Source organism: Marinobacterium alkalitolerans, assembly GCF_017776525.1.
Classification (GTDB): domain Bacteria; phylum Pseudomonadota; class Gammaproteobacteria; order Pseudomonadales; family Balneatricaceae; genus Marinobacterium; species Marinobacterium alkalitolerans.
This window is the reverse complement of sequence record NZ_JACVEW010000025.1, coordinates 12,617-37,514: the sequence shown is the minus strand read 5'-3', so window position 1 is coordinate 37,514 and position 24,898 is coordinate 12,617. Positions and strand designations below refer to the sequence as shown.

Here is a 24,898-nt window from a genome sequence, read left to right as displayed (position 1 = left end):
TATACAAGCCATTCACAGGTTTGTTCACATGCGTACTCACAGTTTTCGTGGATCCTATTTGACCCACAACTCGGTTACGCCCAGATTACCAACAGGATACCGATGGACTTTTCCCCGGAACAATTCATCCACATCGGGTTGGGGGTTCGCTGTGATATCCACCGGTGAATAACTGTGCGCAACAGCGGGACAAACTTTGCCTGTGAATAAACAGCCATTTCACACACAGGCTGTCCTCAGGCCCCAACCAGACTCCCGGTATTTGGATGACAGGGATGTACTTCGTGTAACTGCATGAAACTATTAGCCTTTAAATGGATATCCCGAGAAAAGAGCGCCCCTAAACATAAACAATCACAGTAATCTTTTCTTATATATATCTTTTCTTTTTCTTAAGAGAAGAAAGACAGGCCGGTCAAACAGGCTGAACATTTTTTGACCATTTCTTAACGCTTCACAGAACGCTATACTTGTCAGCCTTTTCTTCGGCCAGACGGCCAGCGATAACCTGCAATCTTGTGAGGCCTTCAGTGGATTACCCTGACCGCTATGATGTGATCGTGATTGGTGGCGGACATGCCGGGACAGAAGCGGCATTGGCTGCTGCTCGCACAGGCGCAAAAACCCTGCTCCTGACCCATAACATCGAAACACTGGGACAGATGTCCTGTAATCCTGCCATCGGCGGTATTGGCAAAAGCCATCTGGTGAAGGAAATTGACGCCCTGGACGGTGCCATGGCACGTGCAACCGATCGAGGCGGTATCCAGTTCCGGGTATTGAACGCTCGCAAGGGACCTGCCGTGCGTGCCACTCGTGCCCAAGCTGATCGCGTGCTTTACAAGGCTGCCATTCGCAGCATTCTGGAAAACCAGCCCAATCTGCATATTTTTCAGCAGGCCGCTGATGACCTGATCATGGAAGGCGAGCGCGTTGCGGGTGTCGTAAGCCAAACCGGTATTCGCTTTCATGCCCGTTCCGTAGTACTCACGGCGGGAACCTTCCTCGGTGGCGTGATTCACATCGGACTGGATCACCATTCGGGTGGTCGCGCCGGTGATCCACCGTCAATCCGCCTGGCTGAGCGGCTGCGCGAAATGCCGTTTCGGGTTGACCGACTGAAAACAGGGACACCCCCGCGCATAGACGCACGCAGTGTCGACTTCAGCGTGATGGAACCTCAGCCGGGCGATAGCCCGACCCCCGTCATGTCATTCATGGGATCGGCAGATGAACATCCCCAGCAGGTGAACTGTTTCATCACCCACACCAACACTCGCACGCACGAGATCATTCGCAGTGGTCTTGACCGTTCACCCATGTATACCGGGGTGATTGAAGGCATCGGGCCGCGTTACTGTCCGTCCATTGAAGACAAGATCAACCGCTTTGCGGACAAGGATCGCCATCAGGTGTTTGTGGAGCCCGAGGGGCTGACAACCCATGAGCTGTACCCCAACGGTATCTCCACCAGTCTGCCATTTGATGTTCAGATGGAACTGGTTCGCTCGATCCGCGGTTTTGAACACGCTCATATCACGCGTCCGGGCTATGCCATTGAGTATGATTTCTTCAATCCGCAGGATCTGAAACACACGCTGGAAACACGCCATGTGCCCGGCCTGTTTTTCGCGGGTCAGATCAACGGCACCACCGGTTATGAGGAAGCCGGCGCACAGGGGTTGTTGGCCGGCTATAACGCCGCAGCCCAAGCACTTGAGCGTGAGAGCTGGTATCCGCGCCGTGATGATGCCTATATCGGAGTGATGGTGGATGACCTGATTACGCACGGCACCTCCGAGCCCTATCGCATGTTCACCAGCCGGGCGGAATACCGGCTGATTCTGCGCGAGGATAACGCGGACCTGCGATTAACCGAGAAGGGCCGTGATTTGGGGCTGGTCGGCGACCAGCGCTGGGCGCGCTTTGAGGCCAAACGCGAAGCGATGGAGCAGGAATTACAGCGTTTGCGCAGCACCTGGGTACACCCGTCGACGCCAGAAGCCGAAGCGCTGAATGAAAAGCTGAAAACGCCCCTGGGACGCGAATACAACCTGGCAGACCTGATCAAGCGCCCGGAGCTTGGCTATGCCGACGTGGCAGAACTCAAGGGTGAGCCGGTGCAGGATGCTCAGGCGGCCGAGCAGGTTGAAATTCAGCTCAAGTATTCCGGCTATATTGATCGTCAGCGTGATGAAATCGAGCAGATGCGACGTCAGGAAAATACGGCGCTGCCGGATGACTTCGATTACCAGCAGGTCAGCGGCCTTTCCAACGAGTTGAAAGCCAAGTTGAGCGAACAGCGACCGGCTACCCTGGCACAGGCGTCCCGTATTCAGGGGATGACACCGGCCGCGATATCGTTGCTGCTGGTGTATCTGAAAAAACGACACATGAAATCCACCGCGAGTGGCCAGACACAACAGGCGGCACATTGATGCAGGATTATCGGCAGCTACTGCTGCAAGGCCTCAAGCCCTTGCAGATTGAACTGACTCCCGAACAGACGGATATGCTTCTGGCCTACCACGGTCTGCTGGTGAAGTGGAACAAGGCATATAATCTGACGGCAGTGCGAGACCCTGCAGCCATGATCAACCGTCACCTGATCGACAGCCTCAGTATTCTGCCCTGGATCGGCGAGGGCCGTTTGCTGGATGTGGGCAGCGGTCCGGGGTTGCCCGGCATTCCGTTGGCCATCTGCCGTCCCGATCTGGCGGTGACGACTCTGGACAGCAACGGCAAGAAGACCCGGTTTCAGGTTCAGGTGAAGGCCGAGCTTGGCCTGGAAAACCTGTCCGTGATCAACGGGCGCGTTGAATCAGTGCAGGAACCGGCCTTTGACATGGTGGCATCGCGGGCCTTTGCCTCCCTGGCAGACATGCTGACCCTGAGCGGTCACCTCTGCACCCGGGAAGGAGTTTTTCTTGCCATGAAAGGGCTGTATCCTGATTCGGAAATCGAGCAGATACCTCCCGGCTTCAAATTGCTCGAAAGCCACCGGCTGGAGTTGCCGGTCACTGACGGGGAGCGGCATCTGCTGGTTCTAGGGAGAGTATGAGCGTGGCGAAAATCATCACCATTACCAACCAGAAAGGGGGCGTGGGTAAAACGACCACCTGTGTCAATCTGGCCGCGTCCCTGGCTGCGACCCACAAGCGTGTGTTGATGATCGACCTGGACCCTCAGGGCAATGCCACCATGGGCAGCGGCATAGACAAGCATCAGCTGGAACACTCGGTTTACGAGCTGCTGACGGACCAGGCCGATGCCAGGGCCTGCATCATTACCGATACCGAGTGTGGATATCATGTCGCAGGTGCCAACGGTGATCTGACGGCGGCCGAAGTTGAGCTGCTGCAGCTGCCCAGACGAGAGTTTCGCCTGAAAATGGCACTCATGCCGGTGATGGATGACTATGACTACATCCTGATCGATAACCCGCCCTCACTGAACCTGCTGACCGTGAATGCGCTGTCCGCTTCATCCGGCGTGATTATACCGATGCAGTGTGAATACTATGCCCTGGAGGGGATCAGTGCCCTTGTGGGCACCATCAACAAGATCAATCAGCGCCTGAACCCCGCGCTCAAGATCGAAGGCATTCTGCGCACCATGTTCGACCCGCGCATGAGCCTGACCAAAGACGTGTCATCACATCTGGTGGAGTACTTTGGTGATCGCGTTTATCGCACCGTGATACCGCGCAACGTGCGCCTGGCTGAAGCCCCCAGTCACGGTTTGCCGGCCCTGCAGTATGACAAGCACTCGCGCGGTGCGCTGGCCTACCTGGCACTGGCGGGAGAATTGATTCGCCGGACCGAACAGGAAGCGACAAATAACACAGAACAAGCGGTTATGACGGAACAGGAAGCTGAGTAATGGTTGCAAAGAAACGTGGTCTTGGGCGTGGACTGGATGCGCTGCTGTCAGATGTATCGGCAGGCAGTCAGGCGGTAGCCGAACAGGGCTCGGCCCCTGATGAGTCTCAGTCAGGCCTGCAGGAACTGGCGCTGGATAGCCTGCAGCGTGGGCGTTATCAGCCACGCCGGGATCTGGAGCCCCAGGCACTGGAAGATCTGGCCAGCTCCATCAAGTCCCAGGGCGTGATGCAACCGATCGTCGTGCGTCCGCTGGAAACGGAAGGGCGTTACGAAATCATTGCCGGTGAGCGCCGCTGGCGGGCCGCCGAGATGGCCGGCCTCAGCCGCATCCCGGTTGTGATTCGTGATGTGCCTGACGAGGCGGCCATCGCCATGGCGCTGATCGAGAACATTCAGCGCGAAAACCTGAACCCGATGGAAGAGGCGCTGGCGCTGCATCGCCTCCAGACCGAGTTTGAACTGACCCAGCAGCAGGTCGCAGATGCGGTCGGCAAATCCCGCTCCACCATCGCCAACCTCCTGCGCCTGATGAGCCTGAGTGACGAGGTCAAGCGCATGCTGGAGTACGGTGACCTGGAGATGGGGCATGCCCGTGCGCTGCTGGCGCTGGAAGGGCTGATGCAGATCAAGGCAGCGGATGAGGTCGTGTCCAAGGGGCTTTCTGTGCGTGAAACGGAGCAACTGGTCAAGCGCTATCAGCAGCAGGAGGAGCAGCCGGCGCGCAAGGCCGAGCCTGAGCCGGACCCGCGTCTGCAACAGCGTGCCGGTGAGCTGTCCCAGCGCTTTTCCGCACCGGTCACGATCAAGGCCAATGCCCGCGGCAAGGGGCGAATTGCCATTGATTTCAAATCCCACGAAGAGCTGGAAGCGATCCTGGAGCTGCTTGGCTGACCCCGATCAACAGAGCGCACACAAAGGCGAATTTCGTTAAGACCTTAGTGCAAAAGCGTGCGGTTTCAGTTGAGAATATGGGGGGGAATGCCTATAATCGGGCCGCAATTTGGGCACTGTTCAGGCGGAAAACAGGATCGGAATTGAGAAAAGATGAGGCGGAACAGGCCCCGGCAGCGCGCAGCCGACACGGGCAGCGCAGCTTTCGCGGGTTCATGCGCATCTTTTTGTTACAGGCCGCGTTGATACTGCTCGTATCTGCGGCCTGTTTGCTGCTTGGCCGGGTCGAAGCCTATTCGGCCCTGTTGGGGGGCGGCCTCTACCTGATACCGAATCTGTATTTTACCTGGCGCGCGTTGGGTAATCGTCATGCCAACAGTGCACGCACCGTACTGGTCAGTATGTACGCGAGCGAAATAGGGAAAATGATGCTGGCGGTCGCACTTTTCAGTGCTACCTTCCTGCTGGTTCGACCTCTGAGCCCATTTTCCCTATTTGGCACCTTCATTCTGCTGCAATTATCCGGCTGGATGCTGCAGGTGAAGCTGTTCAAGACCGGTTCCTGAAAAACTTTGAATGAGAGAAACTGAGAATGGCAAGTGGAACAGTTACATCCTCAGAGTACATATCGCACCATTTGACGAACCTTACGTTCGGCTACCACGAAAAGACCGACAGCTGGCGTTTCGTGAACACCGATCCGGCAAACGGTGAGCTGGCGCTGCCGCACGAGTTCGGCTTCTGGGCCGTGAATGTGGACACTCTGCTTTGGTCAATCGGTTTGGGGCTGCTGTTCATGTGGCTCTTCCGCAAGGTCGCCAAGTCCGTGACATCTGGCGTACCGGGTGGCGGTCAGAACTTCGTTGAAACCATCATCGAGTTCGTTGACGACAACGTGAAGGGGATCTTCCACCACAAGAACCCGGTGATTGCGCCGCTGTCGCTCACCATCTTCGTGTGGGTGTTCCTGATGAACCTGATGGACCTGGTGCCGATCGACTGGGTGCCCTACATCTTTAACGAGATGGGCGTGCACTACATGAAGATCGTACCGACCACTGACGTAAACGCGACCGGCGGCATGGCTCTGAGTGTGTTTGCTCTGATCGTCTACTACAGTATCAAGCAGAAGGGCATTGGTGGCTTCATCAAGGAGCTGTCCTTCCAGCCGCTGCCGAAAATTTTCGCACCGTTCAACCTGTTCCTGGAAGTCGTGGGCTTGCTGGCCAAGCCGGTATCCCTGGCTCTGCGACTGTTCGGTAACATGTATGCCGGTGAAATGATCTTTATCCTGATCGCACTGCTGCCGTTCTGGGCGCAGTGGGTACTGTCCGTGCCCTGGGCGATCTTCCACATTCTGGTCATCACGCTGCAGGCGTTCATCTTCATGGTCCTGACAATCGTCTACCTGGCCATGGCTCACGATGATCACTGAGTGCGATCGGATAGCTAACGATTTACTTTTGTAAAACTTGAAAACTTAAACTTAACCTTGAAAAACTGTTGGAGAAGAAAATGGAACTGCTGTATATCGCTGCTGCTCTGATGCTGGGTCTGGGTGCAATCGGTGCTGCTATCGGCATCGGTATCCTGGGTGGCAAATTCCTGGAAGGTGCTGCTCGTCAGCCTGAGCTGGTACCGCTGCTGCGTACCCAGTTCTTCATCGTCATGGGTCTGGTCGACGCGATCCCGATGATCGGTGTGGGTCTGGGTCTGTACGTCCTGTTCGCTGTTGCTGGCTAATAAGTAGTTTGAATAGCGTTCTGCCCCCTGTGGGCAACTACTTGAACAGACAACCGCGAGAGGTAATGGCGTGAATATCAATCTCACCATCATTGGTCAGGCCATTGCATTCTTCCTCTTCGTCGTATTTTGTATGAAATACGTCTGGCCGCCGATTACCGGTGCGCTGGCTGAGCGTAAGAAGAAGATTGCCGAAGGGCTTGATGCGGCCGACCGTGCTGAACGTGATCTGAAGCTGGCTCAGGAAAAAGCCGCTGACGACATGCGTGCCAGCAAGGAAGAGGCAGCCGCCATCATTGAACAGGCCAACAAGCGGGCTAACCAGATCGTCGAAGAAGCCAAGGAGCAGGCACGCGAGGAAGCAAATCGCGTGAAAGCCTCTGCCGAAGCTGAAATCGAGCAGGAAATCAACCGTGCGAAGGAAGCTCTCCGTGCACAGGTTGGTGCGCTGGCAATTGCCGGTGCCGAAAAGATTCTGGAAGCCTCTGTTGACGAAAAAGCGCACGCTAAGCTGGTTGAGAAACTGGCCGCTGAGCTTTAAGCGAGGTTTACGATGGCTGAACTCAATACAGTCGCTCGGCCCTACACCAAAGCCGCATTCGAGTATGCGCGCGAGAAGGGCAACCTCGATCAGTGGTCCAGCCTGCTGTCCCTGGCCGCCCAGGCGGCTCAGGACAGCGAGCTGGCACGAGTGCTGAGCAACCCGGCGCTGTCGGTAGAACAGAAAGCGGAACTGGTTATCGATATCTGCTCCAAGCAGATCGATGAAGCGGGTAAGAACTTTATTTGCCTGCTGGCCGAAAACCGCCGTCTGGCCCTGCTGCCGGAAATCGCTGCACAGTTCGAAATCCTGAAAGCAAATCTGGAGAAGAAGGTCGATGTTGACCTGACAACCGCATTTGCCATGGATGACGCGCAGCAGGAAAAACTGGCGCAAGCCCTCAGCAGCAAGCTGGGTCGTGAAGTGAAACTGACATCTCAGGTGGATAAATCCATCATCGGGGGTGTGGTCGTTCGCTCTGATGACCTTGTGATCGACGGTTCCGTTCGTGCACGACTGGCGAAACTGGCCGAAGCGATGAATTCCTGAGTGTGAGGAATAACAATGCAGCAACTGAATCCTTCTGAGATCAGCGAGATTCTCAAGAAGCGCATCGAAAAGCTCGACGTGTCTTCTGAAGCCCGTAACGAGGGCACCATCGTCAGCGTTTCCGATGGTATTATCCTGATCCACGGTCTTGCCGACGTCATGTACGGCGAGATGATTGAATTCCCGGGTGGCGTCTACGGTATGGCGCTGAACCTGGAACGCGACTCTGTAGGCGCCGTAGTACTGGGTGACTACCAGGGTCTGGTAGAGGGCATGACTGCCCGTTGTACTGGTCGAATCCTGGAAGTACCGGTGGGTCCGGAACTGCTCGGTCGCGTCGTTGACGCGCTGGGTAACCCGATCGACGGTAAGGGACCGATCGAAGCGAAAATCACCGACGCAGTTGAAAAGGTTGCGCCGGGCGTTATCGCACGTCAGTCCGTTGATGAGCCGGTTCAGACCGGTCTGAAAGCGATCGACTCAATGGTACCGGTAGGTCGTGGTCAGCGTGAGCTGATCATCGGTGACCGCCAGATCGGTAAAACCGCCATTGCGATCGACGCGATCATCAACCAGAAAGGTACCGGCATCAAGTGTATCTACGTTGCGATCGGACAGAAGCAGTCCACTATCGCCAACGTGGTACGCAAGCTGGAAGAACACGGTGCGATGGATCACACCATCGTCGTGGCTGCAGGCGCTGCCGATCCGGCTGCCATGCAGTACCTGGCACCGTACGCCGGCTGTGCAATGGGTGAATACTTCCGCGACCGCGGTGAAGACGCACTGATCGTATTTGACGACCTGACCAAGCAGGCTTGGGCATATCGTCAGATCTCTCTGCTGCTGCGTCGTCCGCCGGGCCGTGAAGCTTACCCGGGTGACGTATTCTACCTGCACTCCCGTCTGCTGGAACGTGCGTCCCGTGTTAATGCCGACTACGTCGAACAGTTCACCAATGGCGAAGTGAAAGGCCAGACCGGTTCTCTGACCGCCCTGCCGATCATCGAAACCCAGGGTGGCGACGTATCCGCGTTCGTACCGACCAACGTAATCTCCATCACCGACGGCCAGATCTTCCTGGAAGCGGACCTGTTCAACTCCGGTGTACGTCCTGCGATCAACGCAGGTCTGTCCGTATCCCGAGTGGGTGGTTCTGCTCAGACCAAGATCATCAAGAAGCTGGGTGGTGGTGTGCGTCTGGCACTGGCGCAGTACCGTGAGCTGGCGGCCTTCGCCCAGTTCGCTTCTGACCTGGATGATGCTACTCGTGAACAGCTGGAACACGGCCAGGCCGTTACCGAGCTGATGAAGCAGAAACAGTACTCTCCGATGTCCGTCGCCGAGATGGGTCTGAGCCTGTACGCTGCCAACGAAGGTTTCCTGAAGGGTGTCGAGCTGAACAAGATCGGTGCATTTGAAGCAGCCCTGATCGCCTACTTCAACAGCGAACACGCTGATCTGATGGCGAAAGTGAACGAGAAAGGCGATTACAACGATGAAATCGCGGCTCAGTTCAAGGCTGGCATCGAGAAGTTCAAGTCTACCCAAACTTGGTAAGTGCTCGTCAGAGCTGGCGGCTGTCCGATGATGCATCGGGCAGCCGGATACTGAGTCAAGTTTAATAGGCGGAACTATGGCAGTCGGAAAAGAGATCAAGACGCAAATTGCGAGTATCGGCAGCACACGCAAAATCACCAGCGCCATGGAAATGGTCGCTGCGTCGAAGATGCGTAAGGCGCAGGATCGCATGCAGTCTTCCCGTCCGTACGCCCAAAGCATCCGTGGTGTGATTCAGCACCTGGCGAAAGCCAACCCTGAATACAAGCACCTCTATATGCAGGAGCGTGAGGTCAAGCGTGTCGGCTTCATTATCGTGGCATCCGACCGTGGCCTCTGTGGCGGTCTGAACGTGAACGCGTTCAAGGCAGCTGTAAGCAAAATGAAAGAGTTCCACGACCAGAATATCGAAGTCGATATCTGTGCGCTGGGCTCCAAGGCAATCACCTTCTTCCGTAACTTCGGCGGCAACGTCGTAGCAGCGAAAGGCGGTCTCGGCGATCAGCCGGAACTGGAACAGCTGATCGGTTCGGTCAAGGTGATGCTGGATTCATTCGACGAAGGCAAACTGGATCAATTGTTCATCGTATCCAACGATTTCGTGAACACCATGACCCAGAAGCCGGTCGTCGAGCAGCTGCTGCCGCTGAAGGCGGAAGATGATGATGAGAAGCTCAACCATCATTGGGACTATCTGTACGAACCCGACGCGAAAGAGCTGTTGAACGGCCTGCTGACGCGTTACATCGAGTCCCTGGTCTATCAGGCCGTGGTTGAGAACAATGCCTGTGAACAGGCAGCACGTATGCTGGCGATGAAGAACGCAACCGATAACGCCGGCAACCTGATTGATGAGCTGCAACTGGTCTACAACAAGGCTCGTCAGGCGGCGATTACTCAGGAAATCTCCGAGATCGTCGGTGGTGCTGCTGCTGTTTGATGCAGTGAACAGGTTTAAAAGTTAAGAGGATCCGAACATGAGTAGCGGACGTATTGTTCAGATTATCGGTGCGGTTGTTGACGTGGAATTCCCGCGTGACAACGTGCCGAAGGTTTACGACGCACTGAACGTCGAAAAAACCGGCCTGACACTGGAAGTTCAGCAGCAGCTGGGCGACGGTGTCGTACGTGCAATCGCCATGGGTCAGACGGAAGGTCTGAGCCGTGGTCTGGAAACGACCAACACTGGCGCACCGGTTTCTGTACCGGTGGGTACTGCCACCCTGGGTCGTATCATGGACGTTCTGGGTAACCCGATCGACGAATGTGGTCCGATCGGTGAAGAAGAACGTTACCCGATCCACCGCAAGGCGCCGTCTTACGCGGACCAGGCAGCAACCAACGAGCTGCTGGAAACCGGCATCAAGGTTATCGACCTGGTATGCCCGTTCGCCAAGGGTGGCAAGATCGGTCTGTTCGGTGGTGCCGGTGTAGGTAAAACCGTTAACATGATGGAACTGATCAACAACATCGCGACTCAGCACTCCGGTCTGTCTGTATTCGCAGGTGTAGGTGAGCGTACCCGTGAAGGTAACGACTTCTACCACGAGATGCAGGAAGCTGGCGTTGTAAACGTTGAGCAGTTCGACAAGTCCAAAGTAGCGATGGTCTACGGTCAGATGAACGAGCCGCCCGGCAACCGTCTGCGTGTAGCCCTGACCGGTCTGACCATGGCGGAAAAATTCCGTGATGAAGGCCGTGACGTACTGCTGTTCGTCGACAACATCTACCGTTACACCCTGGCGGGTACTGAGGTATCGGCTCTGCTGGGTCGTATGCCGTCAGCGGTAGGTTACCAGCCGACACTGGCGGAAGAGATGGGCGTTCTGCAGGAACGTATCACCTCTACCAAGGTAGGTTCCATCACGTCTATCCAGGCGGTATACGTACCGGCGGATGACTTGACTGACCCGTCTCCGGCGACCACCTTCTCCCACCTTGACGCGACCGTTGTACTGTCTCGTCAGATCGCGGAGCTGGGTATCTACCCGGCGATCGATCCGCTGGATTCCACCTCTCGTCAGCTGGATCCGCTGATCATCGGTCAGGAGCACTACGACATCGCGCGTGGCGTTCAGTCTACCCTGCAGCGCTACAAGGAGCTGAAGGACATCATCGCGATCCTGGGTATGGACGAGCTGTCTGAAGAAGACAAGCAGACTGTATCCCGTGCGCGTAAGATCCAGCGCTTCCTGTCTCAGCCGTTCTTCGTAGCGGAAGTATTTACCGGTGCACCGGGCAAATACGTGTCCCTGAAAGAAACCATCCGTGGCTTCAAGGGCATTCTGGACGGTGAGTACGATCACCTGCCGGAGCAGGCGTTCTACATGGTCGGCACTATCGACGAAGCCGTCGAGAAAGCAAAAGGCCTGTAATCGTTCCGCGCGGAACCTTTTAAGAGGTAATCAAGATGGCTATGACTGTTCATTGTGACATCGTAAGTGCTGAAGAAGAGATCTTCTCTGGCCTTATCGAATTCGTCTCTGTGACAGGTAGCCTGGGTGACCTGGGTATCTACCCGGGTCACGCTCCGCTTCTGACGGAACTGAAACCAGGCCCTGTCGAGCTGCGCAAGCAGGGCGGTGAGGAAGATGTATTTTACGTCTCGGGTGGCTTCATCGAAGTCCAGCCGCACAAGGTGACAGTGCTTGCTGATACTGCACTGCACGCGGGTGATCTGAGTGAAGCCGCAGCGCTTGAAGCCCAGAAGCATGCTGAGCATGCAATGGCCGACAAGACCGGCGAGTTCGAATACTCCCGTGCTGCGGCTCAGCTGGCCGAAGCCGCGGCTCAGCTGCGCACCCTGCAGCAGATTCGTCGCAAAACCAAGTAAACCGGTTTTTGCCGACAACGAAAAAGCAGCCGTATGGCTGCTTTTTTTGTGCCTGTCACTCAGCTGCCGGTTACAGCAGGCCCCAAAGGGTGTTGAATACGATCTGCTGGGCCGCCGCCACTTCCCGTGAGTCAATCACCACCGCGGTGGGATAGTTGTCAGAAGCCAGCGAGATGATGGCACAGCGGGGCGGATAGATCGCGATATAGGCCGCATCGACGGGCCCCTCGGTACGGATCCATTTGCGCTCGGAGTAGTCTGCGCTTTCGCCACCATCCCCGATTGCGATAACCCGTACCTGGATCTTGCGTGCCACGCGCTGCGCGGTGAAGTTCGGAAAGGGCCGATACAGCAACGGACGGATCGGTTTGGACGAAAACACCGAATAGACCGGGTCTTCCTGCTCACCCACCCGGTTGAGAATATCGCGCAATACCTGCTCAATCCCCGCATCCCCTTCATAGAACTCCACGTTGGCAACGCTGAAATCCGGCTTCAGGTGGTGCAGTTCAGGAATGACGCTGCTTTTGAGCTGCTCAATGGCGGAGTCGAGCTGCTCGCGGCGTGCATCGGCCAGTTGCAGCAGGGCGTCAGGTTCCCGTGCCGAAAAGTAGCGCCGCTTGCCCTTGGGCAGATAGGTGACGATACCGCGCTGCTGAAGGCTTTTCAGGCACTCGTAGGTACTGCCTCGATTGACACCGGCCCGTTCAGCGACGGTTCGGATCGAGCTGGGACCAAGTGCCAGCAATGCCTTGTAAACACTGATATCCCGCTCACTCAAGCCAAGCTGGTCGAAGATTTTCTGAGACATATTGTCAATTTTATTGTGACAAAAGGTATTGATCGCCTGTCAGTATACGCTAAAGTTTTTGCCACTGAATATGTAATGGTTGTGACAGGCGGTTGCGACGCCTCGGGATATAACGTGATATGAAAACGGATGTAGTGATTCTGGCTGCCGGACAGGGCAGCCGTATGAAGTCGAGCCAGCCCAAGGTGATGCACCGACTGGCCGGCAAGCCCATGCTGCAGCATGTCGTGGATCATGCCAATGCCATGGTGCCTGAGGTGTTGCACGTGGTGATTGGCCATGGTGGTGAACAGGTCGAACAGGCCATGGCCGGGCAGGGGATCAGTTTTGTCTGGCAGCACGAGCAACTGGGTACGGGTCATGCCGTTGCTCAGGCCTTGCCCCAGATCGGCCAGGACTCGGTAGTGCTGGTGCTCTATGGTGATGTACCCCTGACCCGTACCGAGACGCTGAAGCAACTGGTACAGATCGCGTCCCAGGGCGACCTGGGCCTGCTCACGGTCACACTGGAAGATCCGACCGGATACGGGCGCATCATCCGCAATGCCGTCGGCGACGTGGTGGCCATTGTGGAGCACAAGGATGCAACCGAACAGGAAAAGCTGACCCGAGAGGTCAACACCGGCATTCTGGCGGTGCCCTCATCGGCATTGCATGAGTGGCTGCCACGCCTGTCTGCCGACAACGCTCAGGGCGAGTACTATTTGACCGACGTGATTGCCATGGCGGCCGAGGAGGGCATGCGGGTGCGTGCCATTCAGCCTGAAGCCGAGCAGGAGGTGCAGGGCGTCAACAACCGTCAGCAACTGGCTCATCTGGAGCGCTGGTATCAGCGTCAGAAGGCAGACGCGCTGATGACAGCCGGCGTGACCCTGGCTGATCCGGCACGGGTGGATATCCGCGGTAACCTCCAGGTGGCGCAGGACGTGCTGATCGATATCAATACGATTTTCGAAGGTGACGTCATTCTGGGCGAGGGGGTCGAAGTCGGTGCCAACTGTATTATTCGCAATGCGCGCATCGGTGCCGGGACCCGCATAGAAGCCAACTCCATTATCGAAGGTGCCGTGGTGGCAGAAAATGCCCAGATCGGGCCCTTTGCACGCCTGCGCCCGGGTACCGAGATGGCCGCCGGCAGCAAGGTCGGCAACTTTGTCGAGACCAAGAAGGCCGTGATCGGCGAGGGCTCCAAGGTGAACCACCTGACCTATATCGGCGATGCCGAGATCGGCCGTGAGGTGAACGTGGGCGCGGGTACCATCACCTGCAACTATGATGGCGTCAACAAGTCCCTGACCCGGATCGGCGATGGTGCCTTTATCGGTTCCAACAGTTCGCTGGTAGCGCCGGTTGAAATCGGCGCTGGTGCCACCGTAGGCGCGGGCTCTACAGTGACCAAGACGGTAGCAGCCGATCAGCTGGCCGTGGCCCGTGGCAAGCAGATCAATCTGGATAACTGGAAGCGTCCGCAGAAAAAAGGATCCTGATCATGTGTGGAATTGTAGGTGCCATCGCGGCACGCCCTGTGGCCGGTATCCTGCTGGAAGGCCTGCGTCGACTGGAATATCGTGGTTACGATTCGGCCGGCATGGCGGTGCTGGATCAGGGCTGCATCAACCGGCTGCGCCGTATCGGCAAGGTACAGGCACTGGCTGAGGCCTGTGAGCAGCAGCCTTTGCCCGGACAGCTCGGCATTGCGCATACGCGTTGGGCGACCCACGGCAAGCCCTCGGAGCAGAATGCGCATCCGCACATGTCCGGTGAACGGCTGGCGGTAGTGCACAACGGTATTATCGAGAACTTTGAGCCCCTCAAGCGCGAGTTGCAGCAGCAGGGCTACACCTTTACATCCGAAACGGATACCGAGGTGGTCGCGCACCTGATCGACCGTGAGCTGGGCAAGGGGATGTCACTCAGGGACGCGCTGCGGGCAACACTGGCTTGCCTGGAAGGCGCCTTTGCACTGGGGGTCATGCATGCGGACCAGCCGGATCAGCTGCTGACGGCACGCAAGGGCAGTCCGCTGGTGATCGGCGTAGGGATCGGTGAAAACTTCATCGCCTCTGATCAGCTGGCCCTGTTGCCGGTCACCGACCGGTTCATGTTCCTGGAAGACGGCGATATCGCCGCACTGTCACGTGACAGCATTCAGGTCTGGGATGCGAAGGGCAACGCCGTTGAGCGTGCCGTGAGCACCTTCGAGCATGGGCTGGGCAGTGCCGAGAAAGGCGAGTTCCGCCATTTCATGCTGAAGGAAATTTACGAACAGCCACGCGTGATGCAGGCGGTACTGGAGGGGCGTACAGCCTCTGGTCGGCTGCTGGAGCAGGCGTTCGGCAGTGAGGCCGGTGCCATTTTTGATCAGGTCAAACAGGTTCAGATCGTGGCCTGCGGCACCAGTTACCATGCCGGCATGGTTGCCAAGTACTGGATTGAAGAACTGGTTGGCATCCCCTGCATGGTGGAAGTGGCCAGCGAGTTTCGCTATCGCCCGGTGGTGCTGCCCGAAGGCACACTGCTGCTGACGCTGTCACAGTCCGGTGAAACGGCCGATACGCTCGCGGCACTGCGCGAGGTGAAGGATCGAGTGCTGGCAACGCTGGCCATCTGCAACGTCCCCGGCAGTTCGCTGGTACGCGAATCCGACCTCTGCCTGATGACCAATGCCGGCCCCGAGATCGGCGTGGCATCCACCAAGGCGTTTACCTCGCAGCTGGTTGCCCTGATGCTGACCACCCTTGCGCTGGGGCGGCGTCACGGGCTGAGTGACGAAACGGAAACCGAGCTGGTCGCGGCACTGGAGCAGTTGCCGGGCTTGCTGCAGCAGCTGTTGGCGCTGGATGGTCCCATCGAGCAGATGTCGGCCCACTTTGCCGAAAAGCATCACGCCCTGTTTCTGGGGCGCAATGTGCTGTACCCGGTGGCGATGGAGGGGGCGCTCAAGCTCAAGGAGATCTCCTATATTCATGCCGAAGCCTACCCCGCAGGCGAGCTCAAGCATGGTCCGCTGGCTCTGGTCGACAAGGAGATGCCGGTGGTCGCCGTGGCACCGCGCAACGGCATGCTGGACAAGCTCAAGGCCAACCTGCAGGAGGTGAAGGCACGCGGCGGCGAGCTGTTTGTCTTCGCAGGCTGTGAGGAGAGCGTTCAGTCGGAACCCGGCATGCAGGTGATTCATCTGCCGGCACAGCCGTCCATACTGGACCCCATCGCCTTTACATTGCCGCTGCAATTGTTGTCCTACCATGTGGCCGTACTGAAGGGGACCGATGTGGACCAGCCTCGCAACCTGGCCAAGAGCGTGACGGTAGAATAACGCTCGGTGCTGAGATGATGGCAGAACTTAAACCCCGTTGCGACGGGGTTTTTTGTGCCGGTTGGCTGACACGGTCGCGGGCTCCGGGCGCGACCAGACTGCCAGGGCCCCGATGGCGATCAAGGCAAGGCAGGCACTCAACCAGAGCGGATGCTGAACGCTGAAAAGAATCAGGATCAGAGCGAAGAGCATGCCGGCGCTGGCGGTCCATTTGGTACGTCTGTCGATGTGCCCGCCCTGTTCCCAGTTGCGCAGGCAGGGGCCCAGCAGGCTGTGAGAGCGCAGCCATTGATGCAGGCGGGGCGAGCAGCGCGAGGCAGCCCAACCCGCGATCAACACAAATACCGTGGTGGGGAGGCCGGGCACCAGTGCCCCGATCAGCGCCAGCACAATGCAGGCCCAGGCCAGCAGCAGCCAGCCCCAGCGCAGGTGCGAGGAAGATCGTCTGATCTCTGTGCGGTTGATCGGTGGCATAGGTTTCCTCCCTGACGCTCTCAGTATAGATAATGGTTCAGCCAGTGGCGGAGTAACAATTGAAACCGCCGGGGAGGTTGATAGTGTGGGTCAATCGTCGGCAGGTCGGGCGAGCACGTCCAGAATGTACTGCATCACTCGGCGTGAGTAGATCAGGCTGGTATGACTGAGCGGGAAGACACGGTGCTCGGTCATGCCGGTGACACAGGTTTCGTCGATGAGGACGGTGCCATCTGAGCGGGTATCCGGCTTGAGCAGCGGCATCAGCCCAACCGGCAAATCACCGGCAATGCTGTAGAGGCGTGCCCTGAACGGCCAGTGTCGGTTGTCGGTCAGCAGGTATTCCACACTGTTCTTCAGCATGCCCTTGAGGCGGGAGCCGTGTATCTCCCGCGCCAGTACACTGCCCTTGTGGGGCGTTCCCAGAGTAATGACAGGGTCCACCTGATGACTGGGCCTGGACCCGCGCTCCAGGTAGTGTCGGGCGATCAGCCCACCCATGGAGTGGCACACGAACGCCGTGGGCTCATTGCCGATAAAGCGGTCGATTCTGTCACAGATCTGGTCCATTTCGGGTGACAGGGTGTTGTAGCTCAGGTTCAGGGTGGCATATCCCTGCTTCTGCAGGCGCCGGCACAGCGGGTGCATGACCAGCCCCGACATGTAGAGGCCATGCAGTACAACAACCTGGTTCACCATGGGCGTTCTCCGCTGTTTCGCTGCTTTCAGCGTACGCGCTAATGCGCCTGCGCGGAAGCCCCCGAGCCATGGTTGTCAGCGCGGTTGCAGGTTAGGATAGAGACAGCTCAATAACGCAGACAGGGATAGAGATGAACGAAACGATATTCATGCTGGCCATCGATTTTATCGCGCTGATAGGCGTCATCGTGTTGCTGCTGATCGTCGCCGCACTGGTGGCAGGAGTGGTGATGTACCAGGTCGATAAACGCCAGACGGCACACACCATTCGGCGCAACTATCCCCTGCTGGGGCGCTTTCGTTATATTTTCGAGAGCCTGGGCGAGTTCTTCCGCCAGTATTTCTTTGCCATGGATCGCGAGGAGATGCCGTTCAACCGGGCGCAGCGTTCCTGGGTCTACCGCGCGGCCAAGAATATCGATAACACCGTGGCTTTCGGGTCCACACGTGATCTGCGCAAGCCCGGCACCTACTACTTCCTGAACTGTCCCTTTCCGACCCTGAGCGAGGACGCCGCCGGTACCCAGCCGATGCGGATCGGTCCCTACTGCCGTACCCCCTATGAAGCACCGTCGTTTCTCAATATCTCCGGCATGAGTTTCGGTGCCTTGTCTGCCCCGGCGGTCCGAGCCCTGTCCATGGGGGCGGCGCGGGCCGGCTGCTGGATGAATACCGGTGAAGGGGCCTTGTCCAAGTATCACCTGGAAGGTGGCTGTGACATCGTGTTCCAGATCGGGACCGCCAAGTACGGTGTCCGTGATGCGGAAGGGCGGCTGGATGACGGCAAGCTGGCCGAGGTGGCGGCCATTGAGCAGGTGCGCATGTTCGAGATCAAGCTGAGCCAGGGGGCCAAGCCCGGCAAAGGGGGCATTCTGCCCGGCGACAAGGTGACGGCCGAGATCGCTCAGGCGCGTGGTATCCCCGAAGGTCAGGCTTCGATCAGCCCCAACCGACACCCGGAGATCTCCAACATTGAGCAACTGCTGGACTTTGTGGCCCATGTGCGTGAGGTGACGGGAAAACCCGTGGGGTTCAAGCTGGTGCTGGGCTCGACCGACTGGCTCGACAGTTTCTGTGAAGCCGTCAAAAAGCGCGGCAGCGAGGCGGCACCGGACTTCATCACCCTGGACAGCTCGGACGGTGGCACAGGGGCGGCGCCCATGCCGTTGATGGACAGTGTGGGGCTGCCGCTGCGGGAAAGCCTGCCACTGCTGGTGAACAAGCTGCAGCAGCACAACCTGCGCAACCGGGTACGGGTGATCGCATCCGGTAAGCTGATTAACCCGACCGATGTGGCGGCGGCGATCTGCCTTGGGGCCGATTTTGTGGTCAGTGCCCGCGGCTTCATGTTTGCGCTGGGCTGTATTCAGGCGCTGCAGTGCAACAAGAATACCTGTCCGACCGGCATCACCACCCATGATCCCAAGTTGCAGCAGGGACTGGTGCCGGAAGTGAAAGCGGAGCGGGTGGCCAATTTCCACCAGAATCTGGTGCACGAAGTGGAGCTGATCGCCCATTCCTGTGGGGTGACCGAGCCCCGACAGCTGCGACGTGAGCATGCAGCCGTCGTGATTGATGGCGGCGGGGCGGTACCGCTCAATATTCTGTATCCGAACACCTAGGTCCGGAAAGCAAAAAGCCCGTTCTGGAGGGAACGGGCTTCAGATGCTACTCGTTTTCTTCAAACCAGGATTCTTCATCAAGCCAGGTCATCAGCTCCTTTTCCTCACGATGACGCTCGATGGCACGCCGAGCCTCCAGTAGTCGACGTGTCGCACGCTGCTTGCGACGGTTTTTCTGCTCAACATCGTAGCCCACCATGATGTCGAACACCTCAGTCTGGACGGGATCCAGGTCTTGCTCTTTCCGTATCAGCATAGCCTCGCTCCGATCTCAGGGTTGCCATTATCGGGAGACTGAATGTGTCTGTCCGATGACAGCAAACACACATGGAGATTTTTATTTACCGCATTGCTGGTGAAATTTCAAACACTCAGCGGGCAATACAAGACTAAAAGGGGAGTGTGTCAGTGGCATGACGGCGAGGTTCACTCGCCGCTGCTGTCACCGGTATGAGGGCGTCTCAGTGGCGGGATGCGCTTGTCGTTCTGGCGCAGACTGCGCAGGCTGCGCTTGATGGTCTTGAGGTGGTCGACCAGTGCCGGTCCCAGTTTCATGGCAACGCCTACGGCGAGCACATCGATAATGACCAGGTGCACTACCCGAGAAGACATGAGCGTACTCAGGTCCTTGTCCTCTTCCACATCCACATGGATGGGGATCGTCGCCAGGTCCGCCAACGGGGTGCCGCCCGGGCACAGCGTGATGACCGTGGCACCCTTGTCACGCACCAGCTTGATGGTGTGCAGCAGGTCCTTGGTACGGCCGGTCTGGGAGATGGCGACAACCACATCCCCTTCGCCCAGCGTCAGAGCCGAGATGGTCTGCATATGGGGGTCCGAATAGGCGGCGGCCGACACCATCAGTCGGTAAAACTTGTGTTGTGCGTCGGCACATACCGGCGCGGATGCACCGAAACCGTAAAACTCCACCCGGTTGGCCTTGGCCAGCGCATCAATCGCTTCTTCCAGGGTACCTGGCTCGATCTGGTCACGGATATTAATCAGGTTGCCGATCATCGAATCAAAGATTTTCTGCTTGAACTCGATGACGGTGTCCTTGGAATCCAGCGAAAACTGCTCAAAGCTCGCATTGCTGGCAAGCCCCTGGGCCAGAGTCAGTTTGAAGTCCTGAAAGCCGTCATAGTCCAGTGCGCGGCAAAAACGGACCACCGTGGGTTCACTGACCTGGGCTTCTGATGCCAGGTCGACGATGCGCATGTGGATGACGTCATTGGGGTTGGCCAGCACATAGTCGGCAACCTTCTGTTCCGACTTGCGCAGACTGGGACGTGCTTCTGCAATGGATTTGAGCAGGTTAAAGGAGTTCATCTCCGCGGGTTCCGCTTATTCATTGTTTTAACGGCAGTATAACAATGAATGGAACACCCGCCCATGACTGTATGTATCAGCCTTCGTGCGACTTCCGGCCTAATTGCAGGGTGCGGGGGAGCGTGCTAATTTCAATGGGTTTTCACACAACAACTACAATGAATAAGGAATTCCAACGTGAAGCGCAGACAATTTATTCGAGGTGCGGGCGCGGCAACCGTGGCCGCGGGTGCCCTGATGTCCACCAAGGCGATGGCGGCACCTGAGTTCAAGTGGAAAATGGTCACCACCTGGCCGAAGAACTTCCCGGGCCTGGGCACCGGTGCCAATAACCTGGCCGAGATGATCAACAAGATGTCCAATGGCCGTATTGAGGTCAAAGTGTACGGTGCCGGTGAGCTGGTGGGTGCACTGGAGATCTTTGATGCCGTATCGCGTGGTACCGCCGAAATGGGGCATGGCGCGTCCTACTACTGGAAGGGCAAGAGCACGGCAGCACAGTTCTTTGCCGCAGTGCCCTTCGGTCTGACCGCTCAGGAAATGAACGCCTGGCTCTATCAGGGCGGCGGCATGGAGCTGTGGGAAGAGGTGTACGACAAGTTTGGTCTGGTACCGGGTGCAGCGGGTAACACCGGCGTACAGATGGGTGGCTGGTTCAACAAGGAGATCAATGGCGTTGAAGACCTCAAGGGTCTGAAGATGCGTATCCCGGGGCTGGGCGGTGAAGTGCTCAAGCGTGCAGGCGGTACCCCGGTACTGCTGCCGGGCGGCGAGATTTTCCCGTCGCTGCAGTCTGGCGCCATTGACGCTACCGAGTGGGTCGGCCCGTACAACGACATGGCCTTTGGTCTGCACAAGGCGGCCAAGTACTATTACTATCCGGGTTGGCACGAGCCGGGCACTACGCTGGAGTGCTTCATCAACAAGGAAGCGTTCATGGCACTGCCGGAAGACCTGCAGGTGATCGTGCGTAATGCGCTGCGCGTGGCCAACCAGGATATGCTGGCCGAGTTCATGACCAAGAACAACCAGGCGCTGGATCAGCTGGTGAACGAGCACGGTGTCGAGCTGCGCAACTTCCCGGACGATGTCATGAAGAAGCTGCGTGAAATCTCCGATCAGGTGGTGGCCGAGGAAGCCGAGAAGGATGAAATCACCAAGAAGGTGTATGACTCTTTCGTTGCCTTCCGCGATCAGGTCCAGAAGTGGACCGCCGTATCCGATCAGGCCTATGTGAACGCGCGTAGCCTGAGCTGATCAGGCACGCAAGAGAAGGCCGGACACGTTCCGGCCTTTTTTGTATAAGGGGAGGGGAAGATGGCGGATTCACTCAAGGCGCTGCGGGAGTATCTGACCCGTCATCATGGCGGAGATGGACATCAGGCGGCGCAGCGAACGCTGGAAGGGCATGCCCGCAATCATGATGAGCGCTTCAGGACGTTCTGGCAGAAGCATGCCGAACCGGCCATACGTCCGGGTGGCCAGGTGGTGGACCTGGGTTGCGGCCCGGGGCTGTTCCTGCGTGATCTGGCCGAGGCGCGTTCGGACCTGACTCTGACCGGAATCGAGGCGGCACCCTATATGCTGGAGCACGCCTGCGATGATGAATATGACTTCAGCATCCGCGTAGCCGATCTGAACGATCCGCCTGCCGACCTTTTTGCAGCAGGTTCAATCGATGTGGCACTGGCCAACCGGCTGTTCCACGAACTGCATCAGCCGCTGCTGCTGTTACAGAAGCTGCATGTCTGGCTCAAGCCGGGCGGTGTGCTGATTCTGATCGATATGGTGCGCCAGCCTCTGGGCAGTTTTCTGACCCACAAGTTTGGCCGGGATCGCCTGGATGAGCCTCTGGACGCCAGGGCGATAGCGGCATTATTCGAAGACTATTTCGAGCACAATCGCTACCACGACTCCGATCTGCTGGCGCTGTTGGCCATGACCGGCTATGAGATTCTGGCTGACCAGGAGATCCGCAGCGGCCGCGCGGTACAGATTGCGGCGCGCAAGCCCGCGTAGGCCAAGTGCAGGTGGGGCCGCCTGCATGCGACCTCACCAGCCCTTTATGCGGTGCTATTACACCTTGTGATAGAGCTCGGCGCCGCTGTCCTTGAACTCTGCCGATTTCTCTTTCATCCCCTGTTCCGCTTGAGCATTGATCGCTGCCACCTGGCTTTCGTCCAGATCACGTACTTCCTGCGAGATCTTCATGGAGCAGAACTTGGGTCCGCACATGGAGCAGAAGTGTGCCACCTTGGCGGACTCCTTCGGCAGGGTTTCGTCGTGATAGGCACGTGCCGTGTCCGGGTCGAGGCCGATATTGAACTGGTCTTCCCAGCGGAACTCGAAGCGCGCCTTGGACATGGCGTTGTCGCGGATCTGCGCACCCGGATGGCCCTTCGCCAGGTCGGCGGCGTGAGCGGCGATCTTGTAGGTGATGATGCCGGTCTTGACGTCGTCCTTGTTGGGCAGGCCCAAGTGCTCTTTCGGCGTCACGTAGCAGAGCATGGCACAGCCGTACCAGCCAATCATCGCTGCACCGATACCGGAGGTGATGTGGTCGTAGCCCGGAGCGATATCGGTGGTCAATGGGCCCAGAGTGTAGAAGGGGGCTTCGTCACACTCCTTGAGCTGCTTGTCCATGTTCTCCTTGATCATGTGCATCGGCACGTGACCGGGGCCTTCGATCATCACCTGCACGTCGTGCTGCCAGGCGATCCTGGTCAGCTCGCCCAGTGTCTCCAGCTCGGCGAACTGGGCCGCATCGTTGGCGTCGTACACGGAGCCCGGACGCAGGCCGTCACCGAGGGAGAAGGCCACGTCATAGGCCTTGCAGATTTCGCAGATCTCTTCGAAGTGGGTGTAGAGGAAGTTCTCCTCATGGTGCGCCAGACACCATTTCGCCATGATGGAACCGCCACGAGAGACGATGCCGGTCATGCGCTTGGCGGTCAGCGGCACGTAGCTCAGCAGCACGCCCGCGTGGATAGTGAAGTAGTCCACGCCCTGTTCCGCCTGTTCGATCAGGGTATCGCGGAACACCTCCCAGTTCAGGTCCTCGGCGATGCCGTTGACCTTCTCCAGCGCCTGATAGATGGGCACCGTGCCGATGGGGACCGGTGAGTTACGCAGGATCCATTCACGGGTCTCGTGAATGTTCTTGCCGGTGGACAGGTCCATGATGGTGTCGGCGCCCCAGCGGGTACCCCAGGTCATCTTCTCCACTTCTTCCTCGATGGAAGAGGTCACCGCGGAGTTGCCGATATTGCCGTTGATCTTCACCAGGAAGTTGCGCCCGATGATCATCGGTTCCAGTTCCGGGTGGTTGATATTGCATGGAATGATGGCGCGACCGGCCGCCACTTCATCACGCACGAACTCCGGCGTGATCTCCTCCGGCAGGTAGGCCCCGAAATTATGCCCTGAGTGCTGCTCGGCGACGATGTTGCCTTCGGCTTTGGCCTTGGCCAGCTTCATGTTCTCGCGGATGGCGATGTATTCCATCTCCGGCGTGATGATGCCCTGACGGGCGTAGTGCAGCTGGGTCACGTTCTTGCCCGGTTTGGCACGACGTGGCTTGCGGGTCAGCTCAAAGCGCAGCTCATCCAGGCGCAGGTCGGCGGCGCGGGCACGGCCGTATTCGGAGCTCAAGCCATCGAGCTGTTCCGTGTCATCGCGTTCCAGAATCCACTGCTCGCGCAGCGGTGCCAGCCCCTTGCGCACATCAATCTCGACAGCCGGATCGGTATAGGGGCCGGAGGTGTCGTATACGTACAGCGGATCATTTTTTTCGCCGCCCATATCCGTTGGGGTATCGTCCAGCGTGATTTCACGCATGGGGACGCGAATGTCGGGACGGCTGCCCTCAACATAGACCTTGCGGGATTTCGGGAAGGGCTGGACGGAATCCTTGTCCACTTTGGCGGTATTGCTCAGTTGCTCGGTGCTCATCATCACTCCAGAGAGGTTATTATCGTTGTCAGTCGGCCAGGTCCAGACCCATCTGCCAGAAGCTGATTTCCATGCGGGTCGCGGTACGGAAACGTTTTTCCAGGGCGGCAATGCGCTCGTCTGACAGGTTGTTGCCCAAGGAATCGAGCAGCTCCCGCTCGGTCTGAGCGGCCTGCTGGTACTCCTCGCTCAGGTACATCTGAATCCAGGCGTTGTAGGGGTTGCCGTCCAGCACTGTCTCCGGCTGCCGGGCCAGCCATTGGGCGATTTCCGCGTAGCCCAGAATGCAGGGGGCCAGGGCCACGTGCAGATCCAGTAGGTCACCGGCCAGGCCGGCATCCAGCACGTAGCGGGTGTAGGCGACCGTCGCCGCGGCTTCCGGCAGCGCCTGCAGCTGCGGTTCGCTGATCCCCCACTCCCGGCAGTAATCGATGTGCAGGCCGATCTCGGTATCCAGCATGGCGTTGAGGCCGGCCTGGGCATAGCGCATGCTGCTCAGATCTTCGCTCTTGTAGACGGCCAGGCCCCAGGCACGGCTGAACTGAAGCAGGAAGAGGTAGTCCTGCTTCAGGTAATGCTGGAAACATTCCTTTGGCAATGTTCCCTTTCCGAGCTGCCGTACGAAGTCATGTTCGATATAGGCCGCCCAGTCCTGTGCGCACTGCTGTTTGAGGTGTTGATAGAGTGACATGCTG

Annotated in this window: 25 protein-coding genes; 18 read left to right on the top strand and 7 right to left on the bottom strand. The window is 58.0% G+C overall.

Annotation, left to right across the window (positions count from 1 at the left end; all coding sequences use genetic code 11):
- Positions 1-530: 530 nt before the first annotated feature.
- The 13 genes from mnmG (at position 531) to H9C73_RS13810 (ending at position 12,001) form a co-directional block, all read left to right on the top strand.
- On the top strand, positions 531-2,438 hold the full coding sequence (gene mnmG / locus H9C73_RS13870) for a tRNA uridine-5-carboxymethylaminomethyl(34) synthesis enzyme MnmG (RefSeq protein WP_209288498.1): 1,908 nt from the start codon (positions 531-533) through the stop codon (positions 2,436-2,438).
- A complete protein-coding gene (rsmG, locus tag H9C73_RS13865; protein WP_209288497.1) occupies positions 2,438-3,061 on the top strand; it encodes a 16S rRNA (guanine(527)-N(7))-methyltransferase RsmG in 624 nt (207 codons plus the stop codon). The genes mnmG and rsmG overlap by 1 nt, the downstream gene beginning before the upstream one ends.
- 2 nt (positions 3,062-3,063) lie before the next feature.
- Positions 3,064-3,882: a ParA family protein gene (locus tag H9C73_RS13860; RefSeq protein WP_209288496.1), complete on the top strand. Its 819-nt coding sequence runs from the start codon at positions 3,064-3,066 to the stop codon at positions 3,880-3,882.
- On the top strand, positions 3,882-4,775 hold the full coding sequence (locus H9C73_RS13855; protein WP_209288495.1) for a ParB/RepB/Spo0J family partition protein: 894 nt from the start codon (positions 3,882-3,884) through the stop codon (positions 4,773-4,775). The genes H9C73_RS13860 and H9C73_RS13855 overlap by 1 nt, the downstream gene beginning before the upstream one ends.
- Positions 4,776-4,822: 47 nt before the next feature.
- Complete coding sequence (locus H9C73_RS13850; protein WP_209288494.1) at positions 4,823-5,341, top strand: ATP synthase subunit I; 519 nt, start codon at positions 4,823-4,825, stop codon at positions 5,339-5,341.
- 26 nt (positions 5,342-5,367) lie between these two features.
- On the top strand, positions 5,368-6,210 hold the full coding sequence (gene atpB, locus H9C73_RS13845) for a F0F1 ATP synthase subunit A (protein WP_209288493.1): 843 nt from the start codon (positions 5,368-5,370) through the stop codon (positions 6,208-6,210).
- Between the two features lie 80 nt (positions 6,211-6,290).
- A complete protein-coding gene (gene atpE / locus H9C73_RS13840; protein ID WP_010324484.1) occupies positions 6,291-6,518 on the top strand; it encodes a F0F1 ATP synthase subunit C in 228 nt (75 codons plus the stop codon).
- 70 nt (positions 6,519-6,588) lie between these two features.
- Positions 6,589-7,059 carry a F0F1 ATP synthase subunit B gene (locus H9C73_RS13835; protein ID WP_209288492.1) on the top strand — a complete coding sequence of 157 codons (471 nt, stop codon included), beginning with the start codon at positions 6,589-6,591 and terminating at the stop codon, positions 7,057-7,059.
- Positions 7,060-7,071: 12 nt separating this feature from the next.
- On the top strand, positions 7,072-7,608 hold the full coding sequence (locus H9C73_RS13830; protein WP_209288491.1) for a F0F1 ATP synthase subunit delta: 537 nt from the start codon (positions 7,072-7,074) through the stop codon (positions 7,606-7,608).
- 15 nt (positions 7,609-7,623) lie between these two features.
- Positions 7,624-9,168 carry a F0F1 ATP synthase subunit alpha gene (atpA, locus tag H9C73_RS13825; RefSeq protein ID WP_209288490.1) on the top strand — a complete coding sequence of 515 codons (1,545 nt, stop codon included), beginning with the start codon at positions 7,624-7,626 and terminating at the stop codon, positions 9,166-9,168.
- A gap of 76 nt (positions 9,169-9,244) precedes the next feature.
- The gene (atpG, locus tag H9C73_RS13820; protein WP_209288489.1) at positions 9,245-10,108 is read left to right on the top strand and encodes a F0F1 ATP synthase subunit gamma; all 864 of its coding nucleotides are present in this window, start codon (positions 9,245-9,247) and stop codon (positions 10,106-10,108) included.
- A gap of 37 nt (positions 10,109-10,145) precedes the next feature.
- Positions 10,146-11,543, top strand: coding sequence for a F0F1 ATP synthase subunit beta (atpD, locus tag H9C73_RS13815; RefSeq protein WP_209288488.1), 1,398 nt, complete (start codon positions 10,146-10,148; stop codon positions 11,541-11,543).
- Between the two features lie 35 nt (positions 11,544-11,578).
- Positions 11,579-12,001 carry a F0F1 ATP synthase subunit epsilon gene (locus tag H9C73_RS13810; protein WP_209288487.1) on the top strand — a complete coding sequence of 141 codons (423 nt, stop codon included), beginning with the start codon at positions 11,579-11,581 and terminating at the stop codon, positions 11,999-12,001.
- Positions 12,002-12,071: 70 nt separating this feature from the next.
- Here H9C73_RS13810 and H9C73_RS13805 read toward each other — a convergent pair whose 3' ends face one another.
- Entirely contained in the window at positions 12,072-12,812 is a 741-nt protein-coding gene (locus H9C73_RS13805; protein ID WP_209288486.1) for a TrmB family transcriptional regulator, read from the bottom strand.
- Between the two features lie 119 nt (positions 12,813-12,931).
- Here H9C73_RS13805 and glmU point away from each other — a divergent pair, with 119 nt between their 5' ends.
- Both glmU and glmS read left to right on the top strand, forming a co-directional pair.
- Positions 12,932-14,299 (top strand): bifunctional UDP-N-acetylglucosamine diphosphorylase/glucosamine-1-phosphate N-acetyltransferase GlmU, encoded by a 1,368-nt coding sequence (gene glmU / locus H9C73_RS13800; RefSeq protein ID WP_209288485.1) that lies wholly within the window; start codon positions 12,932-12,934, stop codon positions 14,297-14,299.
- 2 nt (positions 14,300-14,301) lie between these two features.
- Positions 14,302-16,128, top strand: a complete 1,827-nt coding sequence (gene glmS / locus H9C73_RS13795; protein WP_209288484.1) for a glutamine--fructose-6-phosphate transaminase (isomerizing) — start codon at positions 14,302-14,304, stop codon at positions 16,126-16,128.
- 27 nt (positions 16,129-16,155) lie between these two features.
- Here glmS and H9C73_RS13790 read toward each other — a convergent pair whose 3' ends face one another.
- Together H9C73_RS13790 and H9C73_RS13785 are read right to left on the bottom strand one after the other, a co-directional pair.
- Positions 16,156-16,602 (bottom strand): YbaN family protein, encoded by a 447-nt coding sequence (locus tag H9C73_RS13790; RefSeq protein WP_209288483.1) that lies wholly within the window; start codon positions 16,600-16,602, stop codon positions 16,156-16,158.
- Positions 16,603-16,692: 90 nt separating this feature from the next.
- Positions 16,693-17,301 (bottom strand): PGAP1-like alpha/beta domain-containing protein, encoded by a 609-nt coding sequence (locus H9C73_RS13785; protein ID WP_209288482.1) that lies wholly within the window; start codon positions 17,299-17,301, stop codon positions 16,693-16,695.
- Between the two features lie 131 nt (positions 17,302-17,432).
- Here H9C73_RS13785 and H9C73_RS13780 point away from each other — a divergent pair, with 131 nt between their 5' ends.
- The gene (locus H9C73_RS13780; protein WP_209288481.1) at positions 17,433-18,923 is read left to right on the top strand and encodes an FMN-binding glutamate synthase family protein; all 1,491 of its coding nucleotides are present in this window, start codon (positions 17,433-17,435) and stop codon (positions 18,921-18,923) included.
- Between the two features lie 46 nt (positions 18,924-18,969).
- Here H9C73_RS13780 and H9C73_RS13775 read toward each other — a convergent pair whose 3' ends face one another.
- Together H9C73_RS13775 and H9C73_RS13770 are read right to left on the bottom strand one after the other, a co-directional pair.
- Positions 18,970-19,179, bottom strand: coding sequence for a PA3496 family putative envelope integrity protein (locus H9C73_RS13775; RefSeq protein WP_209288480.1), 210 nt, complete (start codon positions 19,177-19,179; stop codon positions 18,970-18,972).
- A gap of 170 nt (positions 19,180-19,349) precedes the next feature.
- Positions 19,350-20,252, bottom strand: a complete 903-nt coding sequence (locus H9C73_RS13770; RefSeq protein WP_209288479.1) for an SIS domain-containing protein — start codon at positions 20,250-20,252, stop codon at positions 19,350-19,352.
- A 177-nt stretch (positions 20,253-20,429) separates the two neighbouring features.
- Between H9C73_RS13770 and H9C73_RS13765 the strand changes: the two genes are divergently transcribed.
- Positions 20,430-21,509: a TRAP transporter substrate-binding protein gene (locus H9C73_RS13765; RefSeq protein ID WP_209288478.1), complete on the top strand. Its 1,080-nt coding sequence runs from the start codon at positions 20,430-20,432 to the stop codon at positions 21,507-21,509.
- 60 nt (positions 21,510-21,569) lie between these two features.
- A complete protein-coding gene (locus H9C73_RS13760) occupies positions 21,570-22,271 on the top strand; it encodes a class I SAM-dependent methyltransferase (RefSeq protein WP_209288477.1) in 702 nt (233 codons plus the stop codon).
- A 57-nt stretch (positions 22,272-22,328) separates the two neighbouring features.
- Here H9C73_RS13760 and thiC read toward each other — a convergent pair whose 3' ends face one another.
- On the bottom strand, positions 22,329-24,203 hold the full coding sequence (gene thiC / locus H9C73_RS13755) for a phosphomethylpyrimidine synthase ThiC (protein WP_236014289.1): 1,875 nt from the start codon (positions 24,201-24,203) through the stop codon (positions 22,329-22,331).
- A 28-nt stretch (positions 24,204-24,231) separates the two neighbouring features.
- Complete coding sequence (gene tenA / locus H9C73_RS13750; RefSeq protein WP_209288476.1) at positions 24,232-24,894, bottom strand: thiaminase II; 663 nt, start codon at positions 24,892-24,894, stop codon at positions 24,232-24,234.
- Positions 24,895-24,898: the final 4 nt, after the last annotated feature.

Excerpts from the sequence above, each read along its gene's own strand:
- thiC (WP_236014289.1), bottom strand. The coding sequence starts at position 24,203 with ATGAGCACCGAGCAACTGAGCAATACCGCCAAAGTGGACAAGGATTCC.
- atpB (WP_209288493.1), top strand. The coding sequence starts at position 5,368 with ATGGCAAGTGGAACAGTTACATCCTCAGAGTACATATCGCACCATTTG.
- H9C73_RS13805 (WP_209288486.1), bottom strand. The coding sequence starts at position 12,812 with ATGTCTCAGAAAATCTTCGACCAGCTTGGCTTGAGTGAGCGGGATATC.
- glmU (WP_209288485.1), top strand. The coding sequence starts at position 12,932 with ATGAAAACGGATGTAGTGATTCTGGCTGCCGGACAGGGCAGCCGTATG.
- H9C73_RS13770 (WP_209288479.1), bottom strand. The coding sequence starts at position 20,252 with ATGAACTCCTTTAACCTGCTCAAATCCATTGCAGAAGCACGTCCCAGT.
- tenA (WP_209288476.1), bottom strand. The coding sequence starts at position 24,894 with ATGTCACTCTATCAACACCTCAAACAGCAGTGCGCACAGGACTGGGCG.
- rsmG (WP_209288497.1), top strand. The coding sequence starts at position 2,438 with ATGCAGGATTATCGGCAGCTACTGCTGCAAGGCCTCAAGCCCTTGCAG.
- H9C73_RS13830 (WP_209288491.1), top strand. The coding sequence starts at position 7,072 with ATGGCTGAACTCAATACAGTCGCTCGGCCCTACACCAAAGCCGCATTC.
- atpA (WP_209288490.1), top strand. The coding sequence starts at position 7,624 with ATGCAGCAACTGAATCCTTCTGAGATCAGCGAGATTCTCAAGAAGCGC.
- H9C73_RS13780 (WP_209288481.1), top strand. The coding sequence starts at position 17,433 with ATGAACGAAACGATATTCATGCTGGCCATCGATTTTATCGCGCTGATA.
- glmS (WP_209288484.1), top strand. The coding sequence starts at position 14,302 with ATGTGTGGAATTGTAGGTGCCATCGCGGCACGCCCTGTGGCCGGTATC.
- atpG (WP_209288489.1), top strand. The coding sequence starts at position 9,245 with ATGGCAGTCGGAAAAGAGATCAAGACGCAAATTGCGAGTATCGGCAGC.
- H9C73_RS13855 (WP_209288495.1), top strand. The coding sequence starts at position 3,882 with ATGGTTGCAAAGAAACGTGGTCTTGGGCGTGGACTGGATGCGCTGCTG.
- H9C73_RS13760 (WP_209288477.1), top strand. The coding sequence starts at position 21,570 with ATGGCGGATTCACTCAAGGCGCTGCGGGAGTATCTGACCCGTCATCAT.
- H9C73_RS13775 (WP_209288480.1), bottom strand. The coding sequence starts at position 19,179 with ATGCTGATACGGAAAGAGCAAGACCTGGATCCCGTCCAGACTGAGGTG.
- atpE (WP_010324484.1), top strand. The coding sequence starts at position 6,291 with ATGGAACTGCTGTATATCGCTGCTGCTCTGATGCTGGGTCTGGGTGCA.
- atpD (WP_209288488.1), top strand. The coding sequence starts at position 10,146 with ATGAGTAGCGGACGTATTGTTCAGATTATCGGTGCGGTTGTTGACGTG.
- H9C73_RS13810 (WP_209288487.1), top strand. The coding sequence starts at position 11,579 with ATGGCTATGACTGTTCATTGTGACATCGTAAGTGCTGAAGAAGAGATC.
- H9C73_RS13790 (WP_209288483.1), bottom strand. The coding sequence starts at position 16,602 with ATGCCACCGATCAACCGCACAGAGATCAGACGATCTTCCTCGCACCTG.
- H9C73_RS13785 (WP_209288482.1), bottom strand. The coding sequence starts at position 17,301 with ATGGTGAACCAGGTTGTTGTACTGCATGGCCTCTACATGTCGGGGCTG.